Annotated in this window: 17 protein-coding genes and 7 tRNA genes; 21 read left to right on the top strand and 3 right to left on the bottom strand. The window is 61.2% G+C overall.

The window, feature by feature from the left end; genetic code table 11:
• From AB4Y87_RS22855 to AB4Y87_RS22845, 3 genes are all read left to right on the top strand, one after another.
• On the top strand, positions 1–506 hold a 506-nt coding region (locus AB4Y87_RS22855), incomplete at its 5' end, for a cyclase family protein (RefSeq protein ID WP_442006534.1).
• Positions 503–2,179, top strand: a complete 1,677-nt coding sequence (locus AB4Y87_RS22850; RefSeq protein ID WP_442006533.1) for a thiamine pyrophosphate-binding protein — start codon at positions 503–505, stop codon at positions 2,177–2,179. The genes AB4Y87_RS22855 and AB4Y87_RS22850, both read left to right, overlap by 4 nt.
• A 73-nt stretch (positions 2,180–2,252) precedes the next feature.
• Entirely contained in the window at positions 2,253–3,749 is a 1,497-nt protein-coding gene (locus tag AB4Y87_RS22845; protein ID WP_442006532.1) for an amino acid permease, read from the top strand.
• Positions 3,750–3,884: 135 nt separating this feature from the next.
• Here the strand turns inward: AB4Y87_RS22845 and AB4Y87_RS22840 are convergent.
• Positions 3,885–3,959 (bottom strand) — tRNA-Val (locus AB4Y87_RS22840).
• Positions 3,960–4,231: 272 nt separating this feature from the next.
• Here AB4Y87_RS22840 and AB4Y87_RS22835 point away from each other — a divergent pair.
• The 9 genes from AB4Y87_RS22835 (at position 4,232) to AB4Y87_RS22795 (ending at position 8,219) form a co-directional block, all read left to right on the top strand.
• Positions 4,232–4,304: transfer RNA gene (locus AB4Y87_RS22835), tRNA-Gly, on the top strand.
• Positions 4,305–4,349: 45 nt separating this feature from the next.
• Positions 4,350–4,420 (top strand) — tRNA-Cys (locus tag AB4Y87_RS22830).
• A 38-nt stretch (positions 4,421–4,458) separates the two neighbouring features.
• Positions 4,459–4,533, top strand: a tRNA-Val gene (locus AB4Y87_RS22825).
• A 57-nt stretch (positions 4,534–4,590) separates the two neighbouring features.
• Positions 4,591–4,663 (top strand) — tRNA-Gly (locus AB4Y87_RS22820).
• Positions 4,664–4,705: 42 nt separating this feature from the next.
• Positions 4,706–4,780, top strand: a tRNA-Val gene (locus AB4Y87_RS22815).
• A gap of 57 nt (positions 4,781–4,837) precedes the next feature.
• A tRNA-Gly gene (locus AB4Y87_RS22810) sits at positions 4,838–4,913 on the top strand.
• A gap of 197 nt (positions 4,914–5,110) precedes the next feature.
• Complete coding sequence (locus AB4Y87_RS22805; protein WP_442006531.1) at positions 5,111–6,565, top strand: amino acid permease; 1,455 nt, start codon at positions 5,111–5,113, stop codon at positions 6,563–6,565.
• A gap of 83 nt (positions 6,566–6,648) precedes the next feature.
• On the top strand, positions 6,649–6,882 hold the full coding sequence (locus AB4Y87_RS22800) for an antitoxin (RefSeq protein WP_442006530.1): 234 nt from the start codon (positions 6,649–6,651) through the stop codon (positions 6,880–6,882).
• Positions 6,883–6,998: 116 nt separating this feature from the next.
• Entirely contained in the window at positions 6,999–8,219 is a 1,221-nt protein-coding gene (locus tag AB4Y87_RS22795) for a benzoate/H(+) symporter BenE family transporter (RefSeq protein ID WP_442006529.1), read from the top strand.
• Between the two features lie 13 nt (positions 8,220–8,232).
• Here the strand turns inward: AB4Y87_RS22795 and zapE are convergent, their stop codons facing one another.
• A complete protein-coding gene (zapE, locus tag AB4Y87_RS22790) occupies positions 8,233–9,273 on the bottom strand; it encodes a cell division protein ZapE (RefSeq protein WP_442006528.1) in 1,041 nt (346 codons plus the stop codon).
• A gap of 211 nt (positions 9,274–9,484) precedes the next feature.
• On the opposite strand from zapE, the gene AB4Y87_RS22785 reads away from it, so the two are divergent.
• Genes AB4Y87_RS22785 through ybaK form a run of 3 tightly spaced genes read left to right on the top strand, consistent with a single transcriptional unit; the run spans position 9,485 to position 11,470 of the window.
• A complete protein-coding gene (locus AB4Y87_RS22785; protein WP_442006527.1) occupies positions 9,485–10,411 on the top strand; it encodes a sulfurtransferase in 927 nt (308 codons plus the stop codon).
• 54 nt (positions 10,412–10,465) lie between these two features.
• Complete coding sequence (locus tag AB4Y87_RS22780) at positions 10,466–10,933, top strand: SufE family protein (protein ID WP_442006526.1); 468 nt, start codon at positions 10,466–10,468, stop codon at positions 10,931–10,933.
• 42 nt (positions 10,934–10,975) lie between these two features.
• Positions 10,976–11,470 (top strand): Cys-tRNA(Pro) deacylase, encoded by a 495-nt coding sequence (gene ybaK, locus AB4Y87_RS22775; RefSeq protein WP_442006525.1) that lies wholly within the window; start codon positions 10,976–10,978, stop codon positions 11,468–11,470.
• 18 nt (positions 11,471–11,488) lie between these two features.
• On the opposite strand, the gene AB4Y87_RS22770 is transcribed toward ybaK, so the two are convergent.
• Positions 11,489–12,757 carry an alpha/beta hydrolase family protein gene (locus AB4Y87_RS22770; RefSeq protein ID WP_442006524.1) on the bottom strand — a complete coding sequence of 423 codons (1,269 nt, stop codon included), beginning with the start codon at positions 12,755–12,757 and terminating at the stop codon, positions 11,489–11,491.
• Between the two features lie 138 nt (positions 12,758–12,895).
• On the opposite strand from AB4Y87_RS22770, the gene AB4Y87_RS22765 reads away from it, so the two are divergent.
• The 6 genes from AB4Y87_RS22765 (at position 12,896) to AB4Y87_RS22740 (ending at position 18,023) form a co-directional block, all read left to right on the top strand.
• Complete coding sequence (locus AB4Y87_RS22765; protein WP_442006523.1) at positions 12,896–13,387, top strand: hypothetical protein; 492 nt, start codon at positions 12,896–12,898, stop codon at positions 13,385–13,387.
• Between the two features lie 14 nt (positions 13,388–13,401).
• Positions 13,402–13,878: a peptide-methionine (R)-S-oxide reductase MsrB gene (gene msrB / locus AB4Y87_RS22760; RefSeq protein WP_442006522.1), complete on the top strand. Its 477-nt coding sequence runs from the start codon at positions 13,402–13,404 to the stop codon at positions 13,876–13,878.
• 185 nt (positions 13,879–14,063) lie between these two features.
• Complete coding sequence (locus AB4Y87_RS22755; protein ID WP_442006521.1) at positions 14,064–15,431, top strand: DUF6421 family protein; 1,368 nt, start codon at positions 14,064–14,066, stop codon at positions 15,429–15,431.
• Positions 15,431–16,159, top strand: a complete 729-nt coding sequence (locus AB4Y87_RS22750) for an SDR family NAD(P)-dependent oxidoreductase (RefSeq protein WP_442006520.1) — start codon at positions 15,431–15,433, stop codon at positions 16,157–16,159. The genes AB4Y87_RS22755 and AB4Y87_RS22750 overlap by 1 nt, the downstream gene beginning before the upstream one ends.
• A 22-nt stretch (positions 16,160–16,181) precedes the next feature.
• Positions 16,182–17,294 carry a threonine aldolase family protein gene (locus tag AB4Y87_RS22745; protein WP_442006536.1) on the top strand — a complete coding sequence of 371 codons (1,113 nt, stop codon included), beginning with the start codon at positions 16,182–16,184 and terminating at the stop codon, positions 17,292–17,294.
• Positions 17,295–17,363: 69 nt separating this feature from the next.
• Positions 17,364–18,023, top strand: a complete 660-nt coding sequence (locus tag AB4Y87_RS22740) for a DUF3000 domain-containing protein (RefSeq protein WP_442006519.1) — start codon at positions 17,364–17,366, stop codon at positions 18,021–18,023.
• The last annotated feature ends 48 nt before the right edge of the window (positions 18,024–18,071 follow it).

The following is an 18,071-nucleotide window of genomic DNA, read 5'->3' as shown; positions in this document are numbered from 1 at the left end:
CGGCCGTGGTGATTGACAAGAGCGCCGAAGCCGCCCAGGACCCCGACTTCCTGCTGGAGCCCGAACACTTCGAGCAGTGGCAGCAGGAGCATGGCCCCTTCCCGGAAAACTGCTGGGTCATCTTCCGCACCGGCTGGTCCRCCCGCGGCGGTAACGCWGTGGACTTCATGAACGCTGACGACGCCGGCCCCCACACTCCGGGGGTCTCAGCGGCTGGTGCCAAATGGCTCGCCGGAAACGCCTCCATCAGCGGCTTCGGCGTGGAAACGGTCGGCATCGACGCCGGCCAGGCAGCCACGCTGGACCCGATGTTCCCCGTCCATTCGTTCCTGCTCGGCGCGGACAAATACGGTGTGACGTCGCTGCGGAACGTTGACCGCCTCCCAGTCACCGGCGCGACGCTGGTGGTTGCACCCCTGCCTATCGTTGGGGGGACCGGCAGCCCCAGCCGCGTTTATGCGTTGGTTGAGAGCTCAGCAAATTCAGCATCGGAGCCAGGCGCATGAGCGAGCAGGTAAGGGTCTCTACCCTGGTGGGCCAGACTCTGGCAAAACTGGGAGTCGGCCACGTCTTCGGGGTGGTGGGCAGCGGCAACTTCGACATCACGAGCACGCTGATGAACGCCGGAATTCCCTACACCGCGGCCCGCCATGAGGGCGGCGCTGCCACCATGGCCGATGCCTACTCCAGGATGTCCGGCAAGGTGGGCGTGGTAACCACGCACCAAGGATGTGGCCTGACCAACGCGATCACCGGCGTCGGAGAAGCTGCCAAGAGCCGCACACCCATGATCGTGCTGACTGCCGATACGCAGGCGGCAGCCATCCGGTCCAACTTCAAGATCGATCAGGATGCACTGGCGCGCAGCGTCGGGGCCGTGGCGGAACGGATCCACTCCCCCGAAACGGCTGTAGCGGATACCGTCCGGGCATTCCGAACAGCGGTGAACGAGCGCAGGACCGTGGTCCTCAGCTTGCCCTTGGATGTCCAAAGCGGAACCGCGGCAGACACGGTGAGTACCGTCGTCGTGCCTGTACCGGCGCGGCTTCGTCCGGATACCAGCGCAGTGAACCAGCTGGTGGAGCTGATCTCGAACGCGAAACGTCCCGTGTTCGTCGCAGGCCGCGGCGGCAGGGGCGCCCGGGATTCCATCCTGGCCCTGGCCCGGCATGCGGGGGCGCTCGTGGCGACTTCGGCTGTAGCCAACGGGCTGTTCAACGGCGATTCCCATAACTTGGGCATCTCCGGCGGGTTCTCCTCGCCGTTGACCGCGGAACTTATTACCGCAGCGGACCTGATTATCGGGTGGGGTTGCACCCTGAATATGTGGACCATGCGTCACGGCCGGTTGATCTCGGCCGGAACAAAAGTAGTCCAGATCGACGTCGAAGATTCCTCGTTGGGCGCCAACAGGCAGATAACCCTGGGCGTGCTGGGTGATTCCGCCCTCACGGCCGAGGACGCCCTGGACGTCCTCAGGACCATCCAGCCTGCTGCGGCGGAAAAGTACCGCACCGAGCAGAACGCCCTCGCCATCAAACAGAGTGCACGGTGGCGGGACGTGGAGACTCCGGACCTTGGCACTGCGACGTCGATCGACCCACGGGTCATCAGCCGGGAACTGGATACCATCCTTCCCGCGGACAGGATCGTCGCAGTGGATTCGGGCAACTTCATGGGCTACCCCAGCCAGTATTTGGCGGTGCCGGACGAATTCGGGTTCTGTTTTACCCAGGCATTCCAGGCCATTGGCCTTGGCCTCTACACGGCAATCGGCGCTGCCATAGCGCAACCGCAGCGGCTGCCCGTCCTGGGCGCCGGAGATGGTGGATTCCTGATGGGCATCAGCGAACTGGAGACCGCCGTCCGGCTGAAGCTGCCGCTGGTCTGCATCGTCTACAACGATGCCGCGTACGGCGCTGAGGTCCACCACTTCGCGGAGCACCACACGCAAGAGGAGCTGGGCAGCGTGTCCTTCCCGGAGACGGATATTGCCGCGATCGCCCGGGGATACGGAGCCGACGGCGTGACCGTCAGGACACTGGAGGACCTTCAGCCAGTACGGGAATGGGTTGCCACGTTCAGAGACGGCGGGCAGGACCGGCCCTTGGTGATCGACGCCAAGATCGCCTCGGACGGTGGCTCCTGGTGGCTGGCGGAGGCCTTCCAAGGACACTGAAAACAACGCGGCAAGCTGTCGCCCTGACACACCGATTTGAACAGGAACTACCTACAGACAAGGCAGTATTTCCATGAATCAATACAGCACAACAGACACCCTGTTGCAAGCGAATACACATGGCCTGCAACGCAGCCTCACCGGACGGCAGCTCAGCATGATTGGTCTGGGCGGAGCAATTGGAACAGGGTTGTTCCTCGGCTCCAGCCTGGCCATCTCGCAGGCCGGTCCTTCAACAATCATTGCCTACATTGTCTGCGGACTCGTGGCGTTGGTCATTGCCTGGGCGCTTGCCGAAATGGTGGTGGTCCACCCTACGGCTGGAGCATTTGGGGTGCTGGCACACTCCTACGTAGGCCGGTGGGCGGGTTTTGTGGTGCGCTGGACGTACTGGGCCATCCAGTGCATCGCCATCGGCGGCGAAGTCATCGCTGCTGGCATTTTTGTCCGCTTTTGGTGGCCGGACATTCCGCTCTGGCTCTCGACCGTTGTCTTCTCGGTCGCGATCCTTGCTGTCAACGCCGCAGCGGTCAATCTGTTTGGCAGGATCGAGTACTGGTTTGCCATGATCAAAGTGAGTGCGATTGTTGCATTTATCCTTTTGGGACTGGCCCTTCTCTTTTTCGGTCTTCCGGGCCAAGCACCTTTGGGACTAGGTAATCTGACATCTGACGGTGGCTTCATGCCCCACGGGGTGCAGGGCTTGCTGTTAGCAATGGTCTTCGTCATCTTCAGCTTCATCGGAACCGAGGTCGTCTCCGTTACTGCTGCAGAGTCAGAAAACCCAGGTCGCGACGTTATCCGCGCTACCCGCTCCATGGCTCTTCGCCTGACTTTGTTCTATGTCGTAGCTATCAGCATCGTCTTAGCAGTGGTGCCCTGGACCCAAACGTCGCAGGCAGGCGGCAATATCACTGCAAGTCCCTTCGTTATGGTGTTCGCCGCGGCCAACATCCCCGCGGCTGCAACCATCATGAACTTCGTCGTGCTAACAGCAGCGCTGTCTTCAGCAAACGCCAACCTCTACCTCACCACCCGCATGATGCACTCACTTGCCGCACACAGATACGCACCGAAATGGGCCGGGAAGCTGACAAAAGGCGGTGCCCCTGCAATGGCCTTGATCCTAAGCTCAATCGGCCTCGTCATTGCCGCCGTACTTTCTGTTGTGGCAGCCGACACCGCCTATCTGGCCTTGTTTGGGATCTCCGTATTTGGGGCACTCGTTGTATGGATCCTTATCCTCATTACCCACATGCGGTTCCGCACGGTTAGGGTCCGATACGGTCTTCCCGCGTCACCCGCGCGCTTAAAGGGCGCCCCAGTAACTTCTATCCTTGCATTGCTGTTCCTCGCCGCAGTGCTCGTCTCCACGATCTTCATCGAAGGCCTCACCTGGACATGGGTGGCGGGTGTTCCATTCTTCGTGGCTCTACTCGTCGCCTACTATTTCGTTGATCGGCGAACGGCTGGTCGGGAACGCTACGATCCCCTGCGCGAAGAAATCGAGCTGGCAAGGGCAAAATCTCTAAGTACGGAACGGGCCGCATCAAGCGATGTAGCACCCTAAGGTAGCTTTTGGGGCAGGGCAGGGGCCCTGCCCCAAACAGGCTTCCCTACCATGACTCCACAGACCCTGCCACGCTATGGCCCGGCTTGAAGCCCCGGAAACCCAAGAAACCCCCGGAAATCCGGGGGTTTCTCTTGGTGGGCGATACTGGGTTCGAACCAGTGACCTCTTCGGTGTGAACGAAGCGCGCTACCACTGCGCCAATCGCCCGGGTAGAAGGTGCATCAACTCGCTGATGCATACAGAAGACTAGCCCACCCTGGCTGGATTGCAAAACGCGCTCAGCCCACCTTTCCACCACTGAATGACAAGCCTGGAATTACAGCCGTGAAACTCCCGAAGAGCCCCGTAAATTCAACGATCCAAGCCCGTTAAGAAGCCAAAGCAACCAACCGATTTGGAGTTTCAAGCAACCTCCTATAGAGTTTTTACTCGTCGGAAAGCGACGGAATGCCTACTGGGCAGGCCGGCGTAACGGCACTGCGGACGTAGCTCAGCTGGTAGAGCACCACCTTGCCAAGGTGGATGTCGCGAGTTCGAATCTCGTCGTCCGCTCGCAAGGCACTGTCAAGGCAAGAATTCCTCGGAATCTGCTTACACGGTGGGTTGGCCGAGAGGCGAGGCAGCGGCCTGCAAAGCCGTATACACGGGTTCGAATCCCGTACCCACCTCGGTGAAAACCATGTCTTCCAGCCACGGCTGGATGCATGGGCGATTGGCGCAGCGGTAGCGCGCTTCCCTGACACGGAAGAGGTCACTGGTTCGATCCCAGTATCGCCCACCAGAACAAGGCAACTTGTTTGTTGTTGAAGGCCAGGCATGTGCCAGGCAGACAACATGTGCGGACGTAGCTCAGCTGGTAGAGCACCACCTTGCCAAGGTGGATGTCGCGAGTTCGAATCTCGTCGTCCGCTCTCTTTCATGAGGAACGGATTCCTTCATGAGGACCCGGAAACGGGCGATTGGCGCAGCGGTAGCGCGCTTCCCTGACACGGAAGAGGTCACTGGTTCGATCCCAGTATCGCCCACCAGAACAAGGCAACTTGTTTGTTGTTGAAGGCCAGGCATCTGCCGGGCAGACAACATGTGCGGACGTAGCTCAGCTGGTAGAGCACCACCTTGCCAAGGTGGATGTCGCGAGTTCGAATCTCGTCGTCCGCTCCAACGAAAAAAGGCAGCTCCTCGGAGCTGCTTTTTTTATGCCCACACTGAGCCTTTATGCGCACACGCGGAGCCAAATGCCATTCATTATTTGAAGTAACTGATACACCTAAGAAAAAGTCGCTTTATCTAATGTGATTCGTCTCGCAGAATGTAATGCGAGCTCATCACCGTTCCACGCCAACTGGCAGGAGTACCCCATGAATCAACAGACGGCTTCCCAATCCGTCATGAGGCGCAAGCCCATTGACGACATCGAGGAAGAAAGCAAGCACAGTGGACTCTTCAAGAGTCTTGGCCTCTGGCAACTGACGGCCATCGGCGTCGGCGGCATTATCGGCGTCGGCATCTTCTCGCTGGCCGGCCTCGTAGCCCACGGCGACGCAAACAACCCGGGCGTTGGCCCTGCAGTGCTCGTCTCGTTCCTTATTGCCGGACTCGCTTCCGGCGCCGCCGCTCTGTCCTATGCCGAATTTGCCGGCATGATCCCCAGGGCCGGCTCCGCCTACACCTATGGCTATGTGGCTTTGGGCGAGATCATCGGCTGGTTTATTGGCTGGGATCTCCTGCTTGAATACATTGCCATTGTTGCCGTTGTGGCAATCGGCATCTCCGGCTACTTCGATGCCTTCTTGTCCGGCATCGGAATCCACATGCCCACGTGGATGACATCCACAGCGGATGAAGGCAAGGGCGGCATCATCAACCTTCCGGCGATCCTGGTCTGCCTCTTGGTGACCTGGATCCTGAGCAGGGGAACCAAGGCTTTCGGGCGCTTCGAGTTGGTGGCTGTCGCCATCAAAGTGGTGCTGATCCTGTTCATCATCGGGTTGGGCACTTTCTACATCAACACCGAGAACTTCAATCCGTTCATGCCTAGCGGCTTCGGCCCGGTCTTCTCCGGTGCAGCTACGGTGTTCTTCGCTGTCTTTGGTTACGACGCCATGAGTACAGCCGCGGAAGAAGCCAAGGACGGCAAGAAGCACATGCCCAAGGCGATCGTCCTGTCCCTGATCATCGCCATGCTGCTGTATGTCGCGGCTACGCTCGTCCTCACCGGCATGCAGAACTACAAGGACATCGATCCCAAGGCTGGCTTCGCATCGGCGTTCACCGGGGTGGGTCTGCCGGTCATCGCCACCATCATTTCGGTTTTCGCGGTCCTATCCATCCTGACGGTCATGCTGACGTTCCTTCTGGGCGTTACCCGCGTGTGGTTCTCCATGAGCCGCGACGGCCTGCTGCCGGGCTGGTTCGCCCGTACGGACCGTCACGGCACACCGCAGCGCGTGACGTGGATCGCGGGCATCGCCTCAGCGTTCCTGGCTGGCGTTTTCCCGATCAAGGAAGTGGCAGACCTCACCAACATCGGCATCCTGGCAGCATTCGTTGTAGTCTGCATTTCCGTCATCGTCTTCCGCTACAAGCGGCCCGAGGCCCCCCGCACGTTCCGTTTGCCATGGATGCCGGTAGTTCCTGCGTTCGGCGTGCTGGCCTCCGCGTTCCTGATGTCCCAGTTGCACTGGGAAACCTGGCTGCGTTTTGTCGTCTGGCTCATTGTTGGCTTGGTCATCTATTTCTCCTACGGCCGTAAGCACTCGCTCATGAATCCGGACAGCCCGCGCCACCTTGAGCTGAGTAAGCCCTTGGCGTAGCGCGCCTGGAATCCTTGGCACACCCTGAATGTGGTGTTAGGGTCGGACGCGGAGGAGCGAACTGGCTCCGCGAAGGAAGGGAGGTGCCCGTGGGTTTAATTGACGACCTGAAGGGTAAGGCTCAGGGTCTCATTCAGGGCAACGAAGAAGCCATCCAGAATGGCATCGAAAAGGCCGGAGACTTCGTCGACGAAAAGACAGGCGGCAAGTTCGCAGGTCAGGTTGACGCGGTTCAGAATGCCGCTTCCGACTTCGTGGCTACAACAGACGGAGACGCCGCACAGGCTCCCGTCGCGGATGAGCCTAAGCAGCTGTAGCTGCCTGAGCCCGCCGTACCAGATACGTCAAGGGGGCACCGGTCCCGCCGAGAGGCGCCACCGGTGCCCTTGGCGTTTAACGAGTAACCAGCTTCCTGTCCGGTATTTTGGTCCCTATGCCGTCAGCCTCTTCCGCAGTCCAGCGCCCCTCCCGCCAGGACACGTTGGGGCCGCCCATCACGGCGGGCATCGTCACCGCCCTCGTCGGTTTCACGTCCTCCTTCGCGGTAGTCCTTGCCGGACTCCGGGCTGTGGGAGCCAACCAGACGCAAGCCTCCAGCGGCCTCCTGGCCCTCACGCTGACGTTCGGCCTGGGCATCTTATGGCTGGCGTGGAGGTCGAAAATGCCTGTCACGTTGGCCTGGTCCACCCCAGGTGCGGCGCTCCTCGCCTCGGCAGGAATGGTCGACGGCGGCTGGCCGGCGGCGGTGGGTGCGTTCGTCGTCGTCGGGGTGCTGATCGTCCTGACGGGGTTACTGCCCAGCCTGGGAAGCCTCATGGCGAAGATACCCACAGCGCTTGCGCAGGCGATGCTGGCGGGCGTGCTGCTCCCCCTATGCCTGGCACCCTTCAAATCCCTGGGAGAGGCGCCCTTGCTGGTTGGCCCGGTGGCCCTTTGCTGGTTGGTCATGATGAAGTTCGCGGCCCGCTGGGCAGTCCCCGCCTCAGTGTTGGTCGCCCTGGCCGTTATCGGCATCCATATCGTGACGAACGGCGTTCAGATTCCCGGGGACGACCTGTTGCCGCGGCTCGAATGGACTACTCCAACATTCACGGTGGAGGGAGCAGTGGGGCTTGCCTTGCCTCTGTTCATTGTCACGATGGCATCGCAGAACATTCCCGGCGTCGCCGTGCTTAAATCCTTTGGCTTCACAACACCCTGGCGGGCATCGATGGTGGTAACCGGAGCCGGAACCATCGCGGGCGCTCCGTTCGGAGGCCACGCCATCAACCTTGCTGCCTTGAGTGCCGCCTTGGCCGCGGGCGAGGAAGCGGGGAAAGATCACGGCAGGCGGTGGATCGCCGCGTTCGTTGCGGGGCTGGCCTACCTGATATTGGCAGCGTTCTCCGCGGCCCTTGTCACAGTGGTGGCTGCTGCACCGGCGGGTTTGCTTGAAGCAGTGGCAGGGCTGGCCTTGCTGGGCACCTTGTCCTCAGCCATTTCTTCCGCATTGGCAGTCGCAGAAGAACGCGTACCGGCGTGCATCACTTTCCTGCTTGCCGCCTCAGGGATCAGCTTCGCCGGAGTAGGTGCCGCCTTCTGGGCATTGGCGGGAGGCATCCTGGTCCGCTGGTTACTGAAAGACCGGGAACCGCTTATGCCTTCACACAAGTAAAGCCGGAACCGAATCAGGCAGGTTCGTGGTTCTGCCCCTCACGGGCAAGAGCCGTAAGCCGGGACACGGCACGGAAGTACTTCTTCATGTAGCCGCCCGTCATCATCTCTTCGGTGAAGAGTTTGTCGAAGGGGACGCCGCTGGCAAGAATCGGCACATCTTTGTCATAGAGACGGTCGGCGAGGACCACGAAGCGCAGCGCTACTGCCTGCTCGGTAATCGTCTCGACGTCGCGCCACACCACGGCTTCGATGCCTGAGATCAGCTGGCGGTAGCGGCTGGGGTGAACGCCGGCGAGGTGGTGCACGAGAGTGCCGAAGTCATCCACAGCAACTGTTTGTCCGTCGAACTCAGCGTGCATGCGGTGCTTGAGCTCTTCAGTCTTCAACGGTGACGGAGCTGCGGGCAGGCCACGGTGGCGGAAGTCTTCGCCGTCAATCCTGACAACATCAAACTGATCGGCAAGGACCTGGATTTCCCGTTGGAAGTCCACGGCTGCGAAGCGTCCTTCGCCCAAGGAACCCGGCAAGGTGTTGGAGGTTGCGGCCAGCTTTACGCCGGCGTCGGCCAGTTCACGCATCAGGCGGGACATCAGCACAGTATCGCCGGGATCGTCGAGTTCGAACTCGTCAATGCAAACCAGCTTGTAGTTGCTGAGGGCTTCCACGGTCTTGCGGAACGAGAGCGCGCCTACGAGGTTGGTGTATTCAACGAAAGTACCGAAGGCCTTGGGACCCGGAGACCGGTGCCAAAGGGAGGCCAGAAGGTGGGTCTTTCCGACGCCGAAGCCACCGTCAAGGTAAATGCCAGCACGGGCGGAGGGGGCCTTCTTGGCGAACAACTTCTTGAACAGGCCACCGCCGTCATCGGCTCCAACACCGTCAGCGAATGCGGACAGCAGCTTCACCGCATTGGCCTGGCTGGGCTGGGCAGGGTCGGGGCGGTAGCTATCGAACGATACCTCTCCGAATCGCGGAGACGGGAAGAAACCCTTAAGGAGTTCCTCCACGGAGACTGCCGGTGTGCGGGCAGCCAGTTGTTCGATCTGTACCACGGTGGTCCGTTCTTAGAGTATTTGGGTCCCCAGCAAGAATACCGGCATCGGGCGGCCCGAAAACGGTGACGTGACCAAGGCCATGTTTCACCATGTGACCAGCGGGGAAGCATTCCTCGCGGCCCATGGTTAGTGTTGGAGCACGCCGGGCCGGCAACTGATGCAGCTTCCAGGGCCTGGCTCCGCCCGTTGTCAGTGAAAGGCCATCATCATGTCCTACCCCGTTGAAGAAAACGAAAAGTTCGCGTCCTATGCGAACCCTGAACGACTCGTATCCACTCAGTGGCTTGCCGCAGCACTTGCCGAAGGCGCCATCGCAGACGGCAAGCTGGTGGTTGTGGAGTCCGATGAGGACGTCCTCCTGTACGAAACCGGCCACATTCCGGGTGCCGTAAAGATCGACTGGCATACGGACCTGAACGATGAAGTAACGCGCGACTACGTCGACGGTGCCGCATTCGCCGCTTTGGCTGCATCCAAGGGCATCTCCCGCGACACCACTGTGGTGATCTACGGTGACAAGTCCAACTGGTGGGCAGCCTACGCCCTCTGGGTCTTCACGCTGTTCGGACACGAAGATGTCCGCCTGCTGGACGGTGGCCGCGACAAGTGGATCGCTGAAGGCCGCGAATTGACCACGGACGTACCGACGCCGGCCCCGGGCACCTACCCGGAAGTTGAGCGCAACGACGCTCCCATCCGGGCCTTCAAGGAGGACGTCCTGGCTCACCTGGGCAACCCCCTGATCGATGTCCGCTCCCCCGAGGAGTACACGGGCCAGCGCACCCACATGCCCGCGTACCCCGAAGAAGGCGCACTGCGTGGCGGCCACATCCCCACGGCCGCTTCGATTCCGTGGGCCCGCGCTGCTGCTGAGGACGGCACCTACCGTTCCCGTGAGGAACTGGAAGCCCTCTACCTCGGCGAAGCCGGCCTGACGGCGGGCGACGACGTCGTGGCCTACTGCCGCATCGGCGAGCGGTCCAGCCACACTTGGTTCGCGCTTAAGTACCTGCTGGGCTTTGAGACCGTCCGCAACTACGACGGTTCCTGGACCGAATGGGGCAACGCGGTCCGCGTACCCATCGTCAAGGGCGCCGAGCGCGGTTCCGTACCGGCAGCCTTGGTCCGTAACTAGCGATACAACGTAACCAGCGATGCAATCAGCACCGTTGTGCGTAAGCTGGAAGTGATGAGTACCAACACTTTGCCCGCCGCACTGGCGGAAATCGTCGATGACTTCCAGGCACTGACAGAGCCTGACCGCCTGCAACTGCTGCTCGAGTTCTCCCGTGGGCTGCCCGAACTTCCGGAGCGCCTCAAGGACCACCCGGAGCTGCTGGAGCAGGTTGTGGAGTGCCAGTCGCCTCTGTTCCTTACGATCGAATCCGAGAAAAACAAAGACGACGCCGAAGGCCCCCGCGCCTACCGGTTGTTTTTCAAAGCTCCTCCGGAGGCTCCCACCACGCGTGGATTCGCCGGGGTACTGCACGAAGGACTCGATGGGTTGACGGCCCAGGAAATTCTGGACGTTCCGGATGACATGCCGGAGTTGCTGGGATTGACCAGGGCCATCACTCCCCTGCGTATGCGCGGCATGACCGCCATGCTGGGCCGTATCAAGCGGAAAGTGGCGGCCGCAAGCCGCTTGGAACGCTAAGCAACTTTCCGCAAGGCAAGGCTGAGAGGCGTCCTGGCACACATGGCCAAGAAGATGGCATCACAGGGAACGCCGGCCACTGCAGCACTCGCTGCGGCCGGCGTTCCCTTCGTGCTGCACCCGTACTCCCATGATCCGTCGGCCTCGAGCTACGGGTTGGAAGCTGCCGAAGTCCTGGGCATCGATCCCAAGCGGGTTTTCAAGACATTGATGGTGGAAGTCGAAGGCAAACTCGCCGTGGGCATCGTCCCCGTTTCCGGAAACCTGGACCTCAAGTCCGTGGCGGCAGCCCTGGGTTCGAAGAAGGCAGCCATGGCCGACCCCAAGGCGGCCGAGCGCAGGACAGGCTATGTCTTGGGCGGAATCTCTCCCTTGGGCCAGCGCCAACCCTCCCCCACTGTCCTGGACGAGTCGGCTTTGTCCTTTGACACCATCCTGGTGTCCGGTGGGCGACGCGGTCTCGACATCGAGCTTGCCCCAGGGGACCTGGTCCGGCTGACCAAAGCAGTGACGGCGCCAATCGGCGCCAAGGGCTAACTTCACCCAGGGCTAACGTCACCCAGCCTGCGCGTTACCCTCCGACTGCCCGGGATTGTTCCGGGGAGCCAACTGACGCTGCAGCCATGAGCGAACCAGCCGTTCCCATTTCTCCGGGTCAACGTTCCACTCCTTCGTGTGCCGCGCTCCATGGAATGGTTCGAACGTCACCATGTCCGGGTTCTTCTCCGCAAGGCTCGCAGAAGGCTCAAACGGGACGTAGTCGTCGTCAACACTGTGGATCAGCAGGGTTGGGGTTCGTAGCTCAACGGCTCGTGCTTCCCAGTCCATCGCTTTGAAATCCACGGGAGCGGATAATCCGGTGAGCCTGCGGCCCAGCGGATGTCCGAGCATCAACTGTCCATAACGGCCCACGTTGTAGGGGATCCTGTTCATCTCTGCGTGGTGGGCCATCACGTTGACCCAATTGATGACTGGCGCATCCAGCACCAAGGCCCGGATCAGGTGCCTGTGCTTGGAGAGATCTGCTGTCTGGAGGCTGATCGCTCCACCCATGGACCAGCCGAACAGGACAACTTCCCGGGCACCGTTTGCCATCGCATATTCGATCGCAGCTTCCACGTCCCGCCACTCCGTGGAGCCCAGGCCGTACCGCCCATCGATCGCCGAGGGCGCAAGTCCATCATTGCGGTACGAAATCAGCAGGCTATCCAGTCCCAACTCCCGGGCGGTCCGAACAGCCCTGAGGCCTTCAAGCCTGGTGGCACCGCGGCCATGAACCATGATCGCCCAGATGGGTGCGTGGGTAGCGGCATCGGCCCGGACAAGCCATGCTGGTGCCTTTCCGACGTCGAGGTCGATCTCCACATCCTCGGCGGCCAGGCCGATGGCTGCGGGATCCGGGTACGTTGCGCCGCTCCACCATCCCCGGCGGGCTTCAGCCAGATTGCCGCTGTAAACCTCGTCGACCTCGCGCAGCACCGTTTGTTCAGCTGGTGAGTAGGACACGATCCTGCCAATCCTGGCATGGCCTTTGCCGCCCTCGAAGAAGAGGCTGAACACGCCGTCGATGGTGGTGTCAGGGGTTGCCGCAAGGATGACCTGCAGTCCCTTGTCGCTGCGGATGACGGCGAGAACCTCCTGGTCCTCATGACGGGCAGCGGGCGTAATGACGCGGCGGGCAAAATACACTGCAAGCGCGGAGGATCCTGCACCGACGAGTCCTGCGAGTGTCCCTCCGGTGAGGATTCCCGCGATGGCCCATTTGGTGCTCAGGGACATTTTCTTCTCTGCAGCGCTGCTTGCTGACCGGGTATTCAATGCCATGGCTCCATTGTCGCCGTTCAGTGGCCGTGGTCCATGCACGTGGAGGGCGCGCGGCGGATTGGTTGCCCGGGAATGGCCTGGCGGGAATTGAGTGCCGAAAATCTGCCTCGTCCGGTTCGGCGGGACTACGCTGTAGCCATGAGCGATCCCATCGTCATCCTGACAGAAGAGCCCCTTGGTCCCGACGACCGCGTCAACATCGCCAAATTGATCGACGGCGGCGACGCACCCCTGGTTGTCCTGGTCCCTGCCAATACCGAGCGACATCTCCTGGTTGATTTCCTGGAGAATCTTTCGATGCTTGATATTGCCAAAGCGTTCCGTGAACTTGGCGGGCAGTCTCCCAACCCCGTTGTTGAGAGGGCGGAGGCTTCGGAAACCCTGGCCACTTCGTTGGCTGCGCTGGAAGGTTTGGGCGGCGGTGTCACGGGAGAGATTGTCGACGGCGGTGCCGTGGCCGGCTTGGTATCGAAGGTCCGGGCCTTGGATGCCGCGCAAGCTGTGGTGGTAACGCGTCCGCACGCAATCGCGGATACTTTCCACACGGATTGGGCCAATAAGGCGCAGGACCAGTTGGGGCTTCCCGTTCTTCACTTGTATGCGGGTTCGGGATTTATCGGCGACTCGTGAGCGTTGCATAAGACATGAACACTCCTGAGAACACCAGCAAGACCACGGGCGTGCCCATGGAGAAGTCCGACGCCCAGTGGCGTGATGAGCTAACCCCTGATGAGTACCGAGTGCTGCGCCAGGCCGGTACTGAGCGGCCTTACACCGGCGAGTACTGGGACACTCATACAGAGGGCGTTTATCAGTGCCGCGCTTGTGGCAGTCAGTTGTTCACCAGCCACGAAAAGTTTGATTCCCATTGCGGTTGGCCGTCTTTCTGGGCGCCGTTGGCGGAGGGCACGGTGCGTTACCTGCATGACCGCACCATGGGGATGGACCGCGTGGAAGTCCGGTGCGCGAACTGCGATTCGCATTTGGGTCACGTGTTTGAAGGCGAGGGGTACGGCACTCCCACGGATCAGCGGTTCTGCATTAATTCGATCTCGCTGCGGCTTGTGGAATCGAAAGAGCCAGTTGAGTCCATGGAGCCAGCCGAGTCCGACAAGAAGTAGGCCCTTCCGGGGCGGGCTCGCAAGCGGTGCCCGTCCCGGAACGCACAGCTGCTGCATCTCGAGCACTTTGAAACAACCCTTTGCAACAGTTTTGCTTATGCTCAGCCCATTTTTGGATTAGCTAAGCTTTTCGGTTGCTACGCTCACATCAGAAACATGAACGACTTCTGAAAGGACGAGCATCAATGACCATCACTGCCACCGCCGCCCTCCCGCGTGTCACTGCCGACAACATGGAGTGGACTGCCCTCAAGGCCGCTGCCACCGCACTTCAGGGATACCAGGAGCAGGACGGTTCCATTGCGGATCCGGCCGTCCACGCAGAAGCCGCACAACTGGTAGCAACGATTTCGGATGCCATCATCGCGTTGGCCCTTCACTTCCCGCACGACGCCCGATACCTTGAACTGTTGGTGGAAGACTTCAGCCGCTGGGTCCAGGGCGGGTTTGGAGTTCCGGATTTCCTGGACTCCCTCCAGGCCTTCCAGCCGCAGGAGCAGCGTGTCGATGGCCTCCAGCATCTGGTGGTCTTCCCGATGTACACCCAGAACGGCAGCACCAATCGGCTGGTCGAAGCTGTCTTGATCGAGGTCATTTGGCCGGAGTTCATTGGCGGACTGGAAGCCGGCGAGTACTCCAACAAGCTCTTCGTTCCCATTCGTTTTGTTGATTTCACCCCGGGCTACGACACCAATTCCGCAGTCCTCTTCCCGGAGACAGTGGCTGTCCGCGAGACACCGACGTTCACGTGGGGCGCCATCTTTGCAGACCGTGAAGCGGCCCGCTTCCGCCGCGTACTCAAAGCTGCGGCTGCCACCACATCACTTGTGCTCCCTGGGGACGCCGCGGAGCTCCTTGAAGACCAGGAACTCACCCAGCGCACTTTCGTCATGTGGGACTTGATCCACGACCGCACGCACATGCGAGGCGACCTTCCCTTTGATCCGTTCATGATCAAGCAGCGCATGCCGTTCTTCCTCTACTCCTTGGAAGAGCTCCGCTGCGATCTGACCGCCTTCCGGGAGTCCGTACGCATCGAAAAGGACGAGAACGCCGATCCTGATGCCCGCAAGCACGCCAAGCTGGTGCAGTACGCGGTGATTTTTGACCGGATCTTCCGGTTCGCCATCACCGGCAGCCGCGTCCGCAATTACGACGGCCTTGGTGGCCAGCTCCTGTTCGCGTGGATGCACCAACACCACGTGCTGCACTGGACGGACAGCAAGCTCAGCATCGACTGGGATGAAGCAGCAGACGTAGTTGTGGAGCTCGGTGCCAGGATCGAAGAGCTGTACTGGCGTTCCATCGACCGCCCGAAGGCCTCCCACTGGCTTGCGGCCTATGAACTCATTTCCGGTACAGTGACTCCACACCCGGCGTCGATCTGGGCCAAGGGCCCTGAAGCCCTGCCTTTGAACGGTGCCCCCCGCGGCCTTACCGACCAGGTCCTGGACGATGAGTTCCCGCTGTCCATGTTCTACGAAGCATTGGAGAAGAAAATGCGCCCTGTTATCGAATCCACCACCGGCATCACTGGCGCGACGGCGGCCTGATGAGCCCACTGACAGTCCTGGTGACCGGCGGCAGCAGCGCGTCCGGTGTAGCTGCGGCGCGCGCTTTGGCGGCCGCCGGTCACAGGGTTTTCACCATCGGTTCAGACGATGTCCGCATCAAGGCCGCATCCTTGGAGGCCGGTGATGGCGTGACCCCGCTGGTTTGCGACCTCGCCAGCCTTGATTCTGTTCGCGAACTTGCAGAGACGATTCATCAGCTCGGCGTCGAGCGAATAGACGGCGTCATCCATCTCGTGGGCGGGTGGCGCAACGCGACCGGCATCGAGGACCAATCCGACGACGACTGGGAATCCCTTGAAGAGGGCGCGATTACCACCCTGCGCAACGTCTCGCGCGTTTTCTATCGCCAGTTGGAAGAGTCACCCCATGGCCGCTTTGCCATGGTTTCATCCACCGTCGTGTCTGCACCGACCGCCGCGACAGCAAGCTACGCAGCTGCCAAGGCCGCCGCAGAAGCCTGGACCCTCGCGGTAGCCGACGGTTTCCGGCAGGATCAGTCAGGAAACAAGCAAGCCCCGGCGCCTCAACACAGCGCCGCCGTGATTTTCGTGGTCAAATCCCTCGTCGATGCCGCTATGCGGCGCGCTCACCCGGAGCGGCGCTTCCCCGGCTACACGGACGTCGAAGAACTGGCTGCCTCCGTCGTCGAACTCTTTAGAGAACCGGCGGACACCCTCAACGGCCAGCGCATCCTGCTGGCCAAATAGACTTGAAAGCGTGAATGAACCAGTGACGAGCACAACAGAGGCGCTCCACAGCRCCACCGCCACAACCGGCCACGGCCAACTCCACGACCCCTCGGTTCGAGGCTTTGCTTCGGACAATTATTCCGGAGTCCACCCCGAGGTCCTCACTGCTCTGGCTACCGCCAACGGAGGCCACCAGGTCTCCTATGGTGAGGACGTTTACACCGCCCGGCTCCAGGAGGTCCTGGAACAGCAGTTCGGCAGCGGCATCGAAACCTTCCCGGTCTTCAACGGCACAGGCGCCAACGTCCTGTCCCTGCAATCGCTCCTCCCCCGCTGGGGTGCCGTCATTTGCGCTTCCACGGCGCACATCAACATGGACGAGAATGGTGCGCCCGAGCGGGTTGGCGGTATCAAGCTGCTGCAGATACCCACCGAAGACGGAAAGCTCACGCCTGCGTTGATCGACCGCGAAGCCTGGGGCTGGGGCGATGAGCACCGCGCTCAGCCCCTGGTTGTCTCCATTACCCAGACCACCGAGTTGGGCACGTGCTACACCCCTGAAGAAGTGCGCGCCATCGCCGACCACGCCCACGCCAAGGGCATGAAGTTGCATATGGACGGAGCGCGGCTGGCAAACGCGGCAGCACACCTTGGCGTTCCCCTGCGTACGTTCACGCGCGACGCCGGTGTGGACATCCTGTCGTTCGGCGGCACCAAGAATGGACTGCTTTTTGGTGAAGTCGTGGTTGCCCTCAACCCTGAAGCCGCCGACGGCCTGAAATTCCTTCGCAAAATGAACATGCAGCTGGCTTCGAAGATGCGCTTCATCTCGGCGCAATTCATCGCCTTGCTGGAGGACGGACTGTGGCTACGGTCAGCTGCCCACGCCAACGCGATGGCAGCACGCCTGCGCTCGGCCATCGAGGGTATCGACGGCGTGGAGCCCACCCAGGCCACACAGTCGAACGGCGTCTTCGCGATTCTGCCCGGCGGAGTCGCCGACCGCCTGCGCTCATCCTTCGCCTTTTACGATTGGGACGCTGCCCGTGGTGAAGTCAGATGGATGTGCTCCTTCGATACCACGGAGGAAGATATCGACGCCTTCGTCGCCGCCATTAAGCGGGAGCTGGCCACCGATTTGGCGGCCGGCTAACAAGTGAACAAGGAATTGTCCGGGGCGGCGAGCCTACAGGGATTCGCTGCCCCGGACGCATAATCTGCGATGGTGAACGCCCTCGCCCAGGTTCCCTCGGAATTTCTTTCCGCCTTGGGATCGCTACGAAAAGCACAATGCCGCAGCGAACTGCGGTTGGACGAAATCCCTGCGCCCGCCCGTCTGGCACCATACGCTGTGGCCCTTGGAGCGGAAGTGTTCAGCCCGACGGCAGCCACCCGCCAAATTCCGGTCCACGGCCCTGCAGCCAAAGCCTTCGCCGAAAAGCAGAACGCCAGCCCTCCGGATGAAGAGGACGACGAGCTGGCTACCGGCCGTTTCATCCTGCTGTACGACCCCGACGGTTCGGCAGTATGGGAAGGCGAATTCCGGATTGTCACCTATATCCGCGCCCAGATGGACGCCGAGATGGGAAATGACACCATGCTGGGTTCCGTCGCGTGGACCTGGCTGGTGGAAGCCCTTGAAAACCATGCTGCCCAGTACCGCGCTGCCGGAGGTACTGCAACAAGGATTCTTTCGGAGAGCTTCGGCACCCTGTCCGACCGCCCCGACACGATAGATATCGAATTGCGTGCCTCCTGGACTCCTGCCACGGCAAATGTGCAAGCGCACCTGGAGGCCTGGTCTGACATGGTTTGTACGTTCGCCGGACTGCCACCCTTGCCGCCGGGCGTTACCGGACTACCCAACAGGAGGCTCAATTGATTGCCCTGAATTTTTCCACAAGGGCCTGCCGCAGCAGGAATCGGTAAG

The sequence above is a fragment of the Paenarthrobacter sp. RAF54_2 genome, from assembly GCF_052113945.1.
GTDB lineage: Bacteria > Actinomycetota > Actinomycetes > Actinomycetales > Micrococcaceae > Arthrobacter.
This window is presented reverse-complemented; position numbering and strand designations above follow the sequence as displayed.

Bases quoted from the DNA above. Each gene is read 5' to 3' on its own strand.
- AB4Y87_RS22765 (WP_442006523.1), top strand. From the start codon at position 12,896: ATGAGCGATCCCATCGTCATCCTGACAGAAGAGCCCCTTGGTCCCGAC.
- ybaK (WP_442006525.1), top strand. From the start codon at position 10,976: ATGGCCAAGAAGATGGCATCACAGGGAACGCCGGCCACTGCAGCACTC.
- AB4Y87_RS22750 (WP_442006520.1), top strand. From the start codon at position 15,431: ATGAGCCCACTGACAGTCCTGGTGACCGGCGGCAGCAGCGCGTCCGGT.
- AB4Y87_RS22755 (WP_442006521.1), top strand. From the start codon at position 14,064: ATGACCATCACTGCCACCGCCGCCCTCCCGCGTGTCACTGCCGACAAC.
- AB4Y87_RS22740 (WP_442006519.1), top strand. From the start codon at position 17,364: ATGGTGAACGCCCTCGCCCAGGTTCCCTCGGAATTTCTTTCCGCCTTG.
- AB4Y87_RS22795 (WP_442006529.1), top strand. From the start codon at position 6,999: ATGCCGTCAGCCTCTTCCGCAGTCCAGCGCCCCTCCCGCCAGGACACG.
- AB4Y87_RS22780 (WP_442006526.1), top strand. From the start codon at position 10,466: ATGAGTACCAACACTTTGCCCGCCGCACTGGCGGAAATCGTCGATGAC.
- AB4Y87_RS22805 (WP_442006531.1), top strand. From the start codon at position 5,111: ATGAATCAACAGACGGCTTCCCAATCCGTCATGAGGCGCAAGCCCATT.
- msrB (WP_442006522.1), top strand. From the start codon at position 13,402: ATGAACACTCCTGAGAACACCAGCAAGACCACGGGCGTGCCCATGGAG.
- AB4Y87_RS22770 (WP_442006524.1), bottom strand. From the start codon at position 12,757: ATGGCATTGAATACCCGGTCAGCAAGCAGCGCTGCAGAGAAGAAAATG.
- AB4Y87_RS22850 (WP_442006533.1), top strand. From the start codon at position 503: ATGAGCGAGCAGGTAAGGGTCTCTACCCTGGTGGGCCAGACTCTGGCA.
- AB4Y87_RS22845 (WP_442006532.1), top strand. From the start codon at position 2,253: ATGAATCAATACAGCACAACAGACACCCTGTTGCAAGCGAATACACAT.
- AB4Y87_RS22785 (WP_442006527.1), top strand. From the start codon at position 9,485: ATGTCCTACCCCGTTGAAGAAAACGAAAAGTTCGCGTCCTATGCGAAC.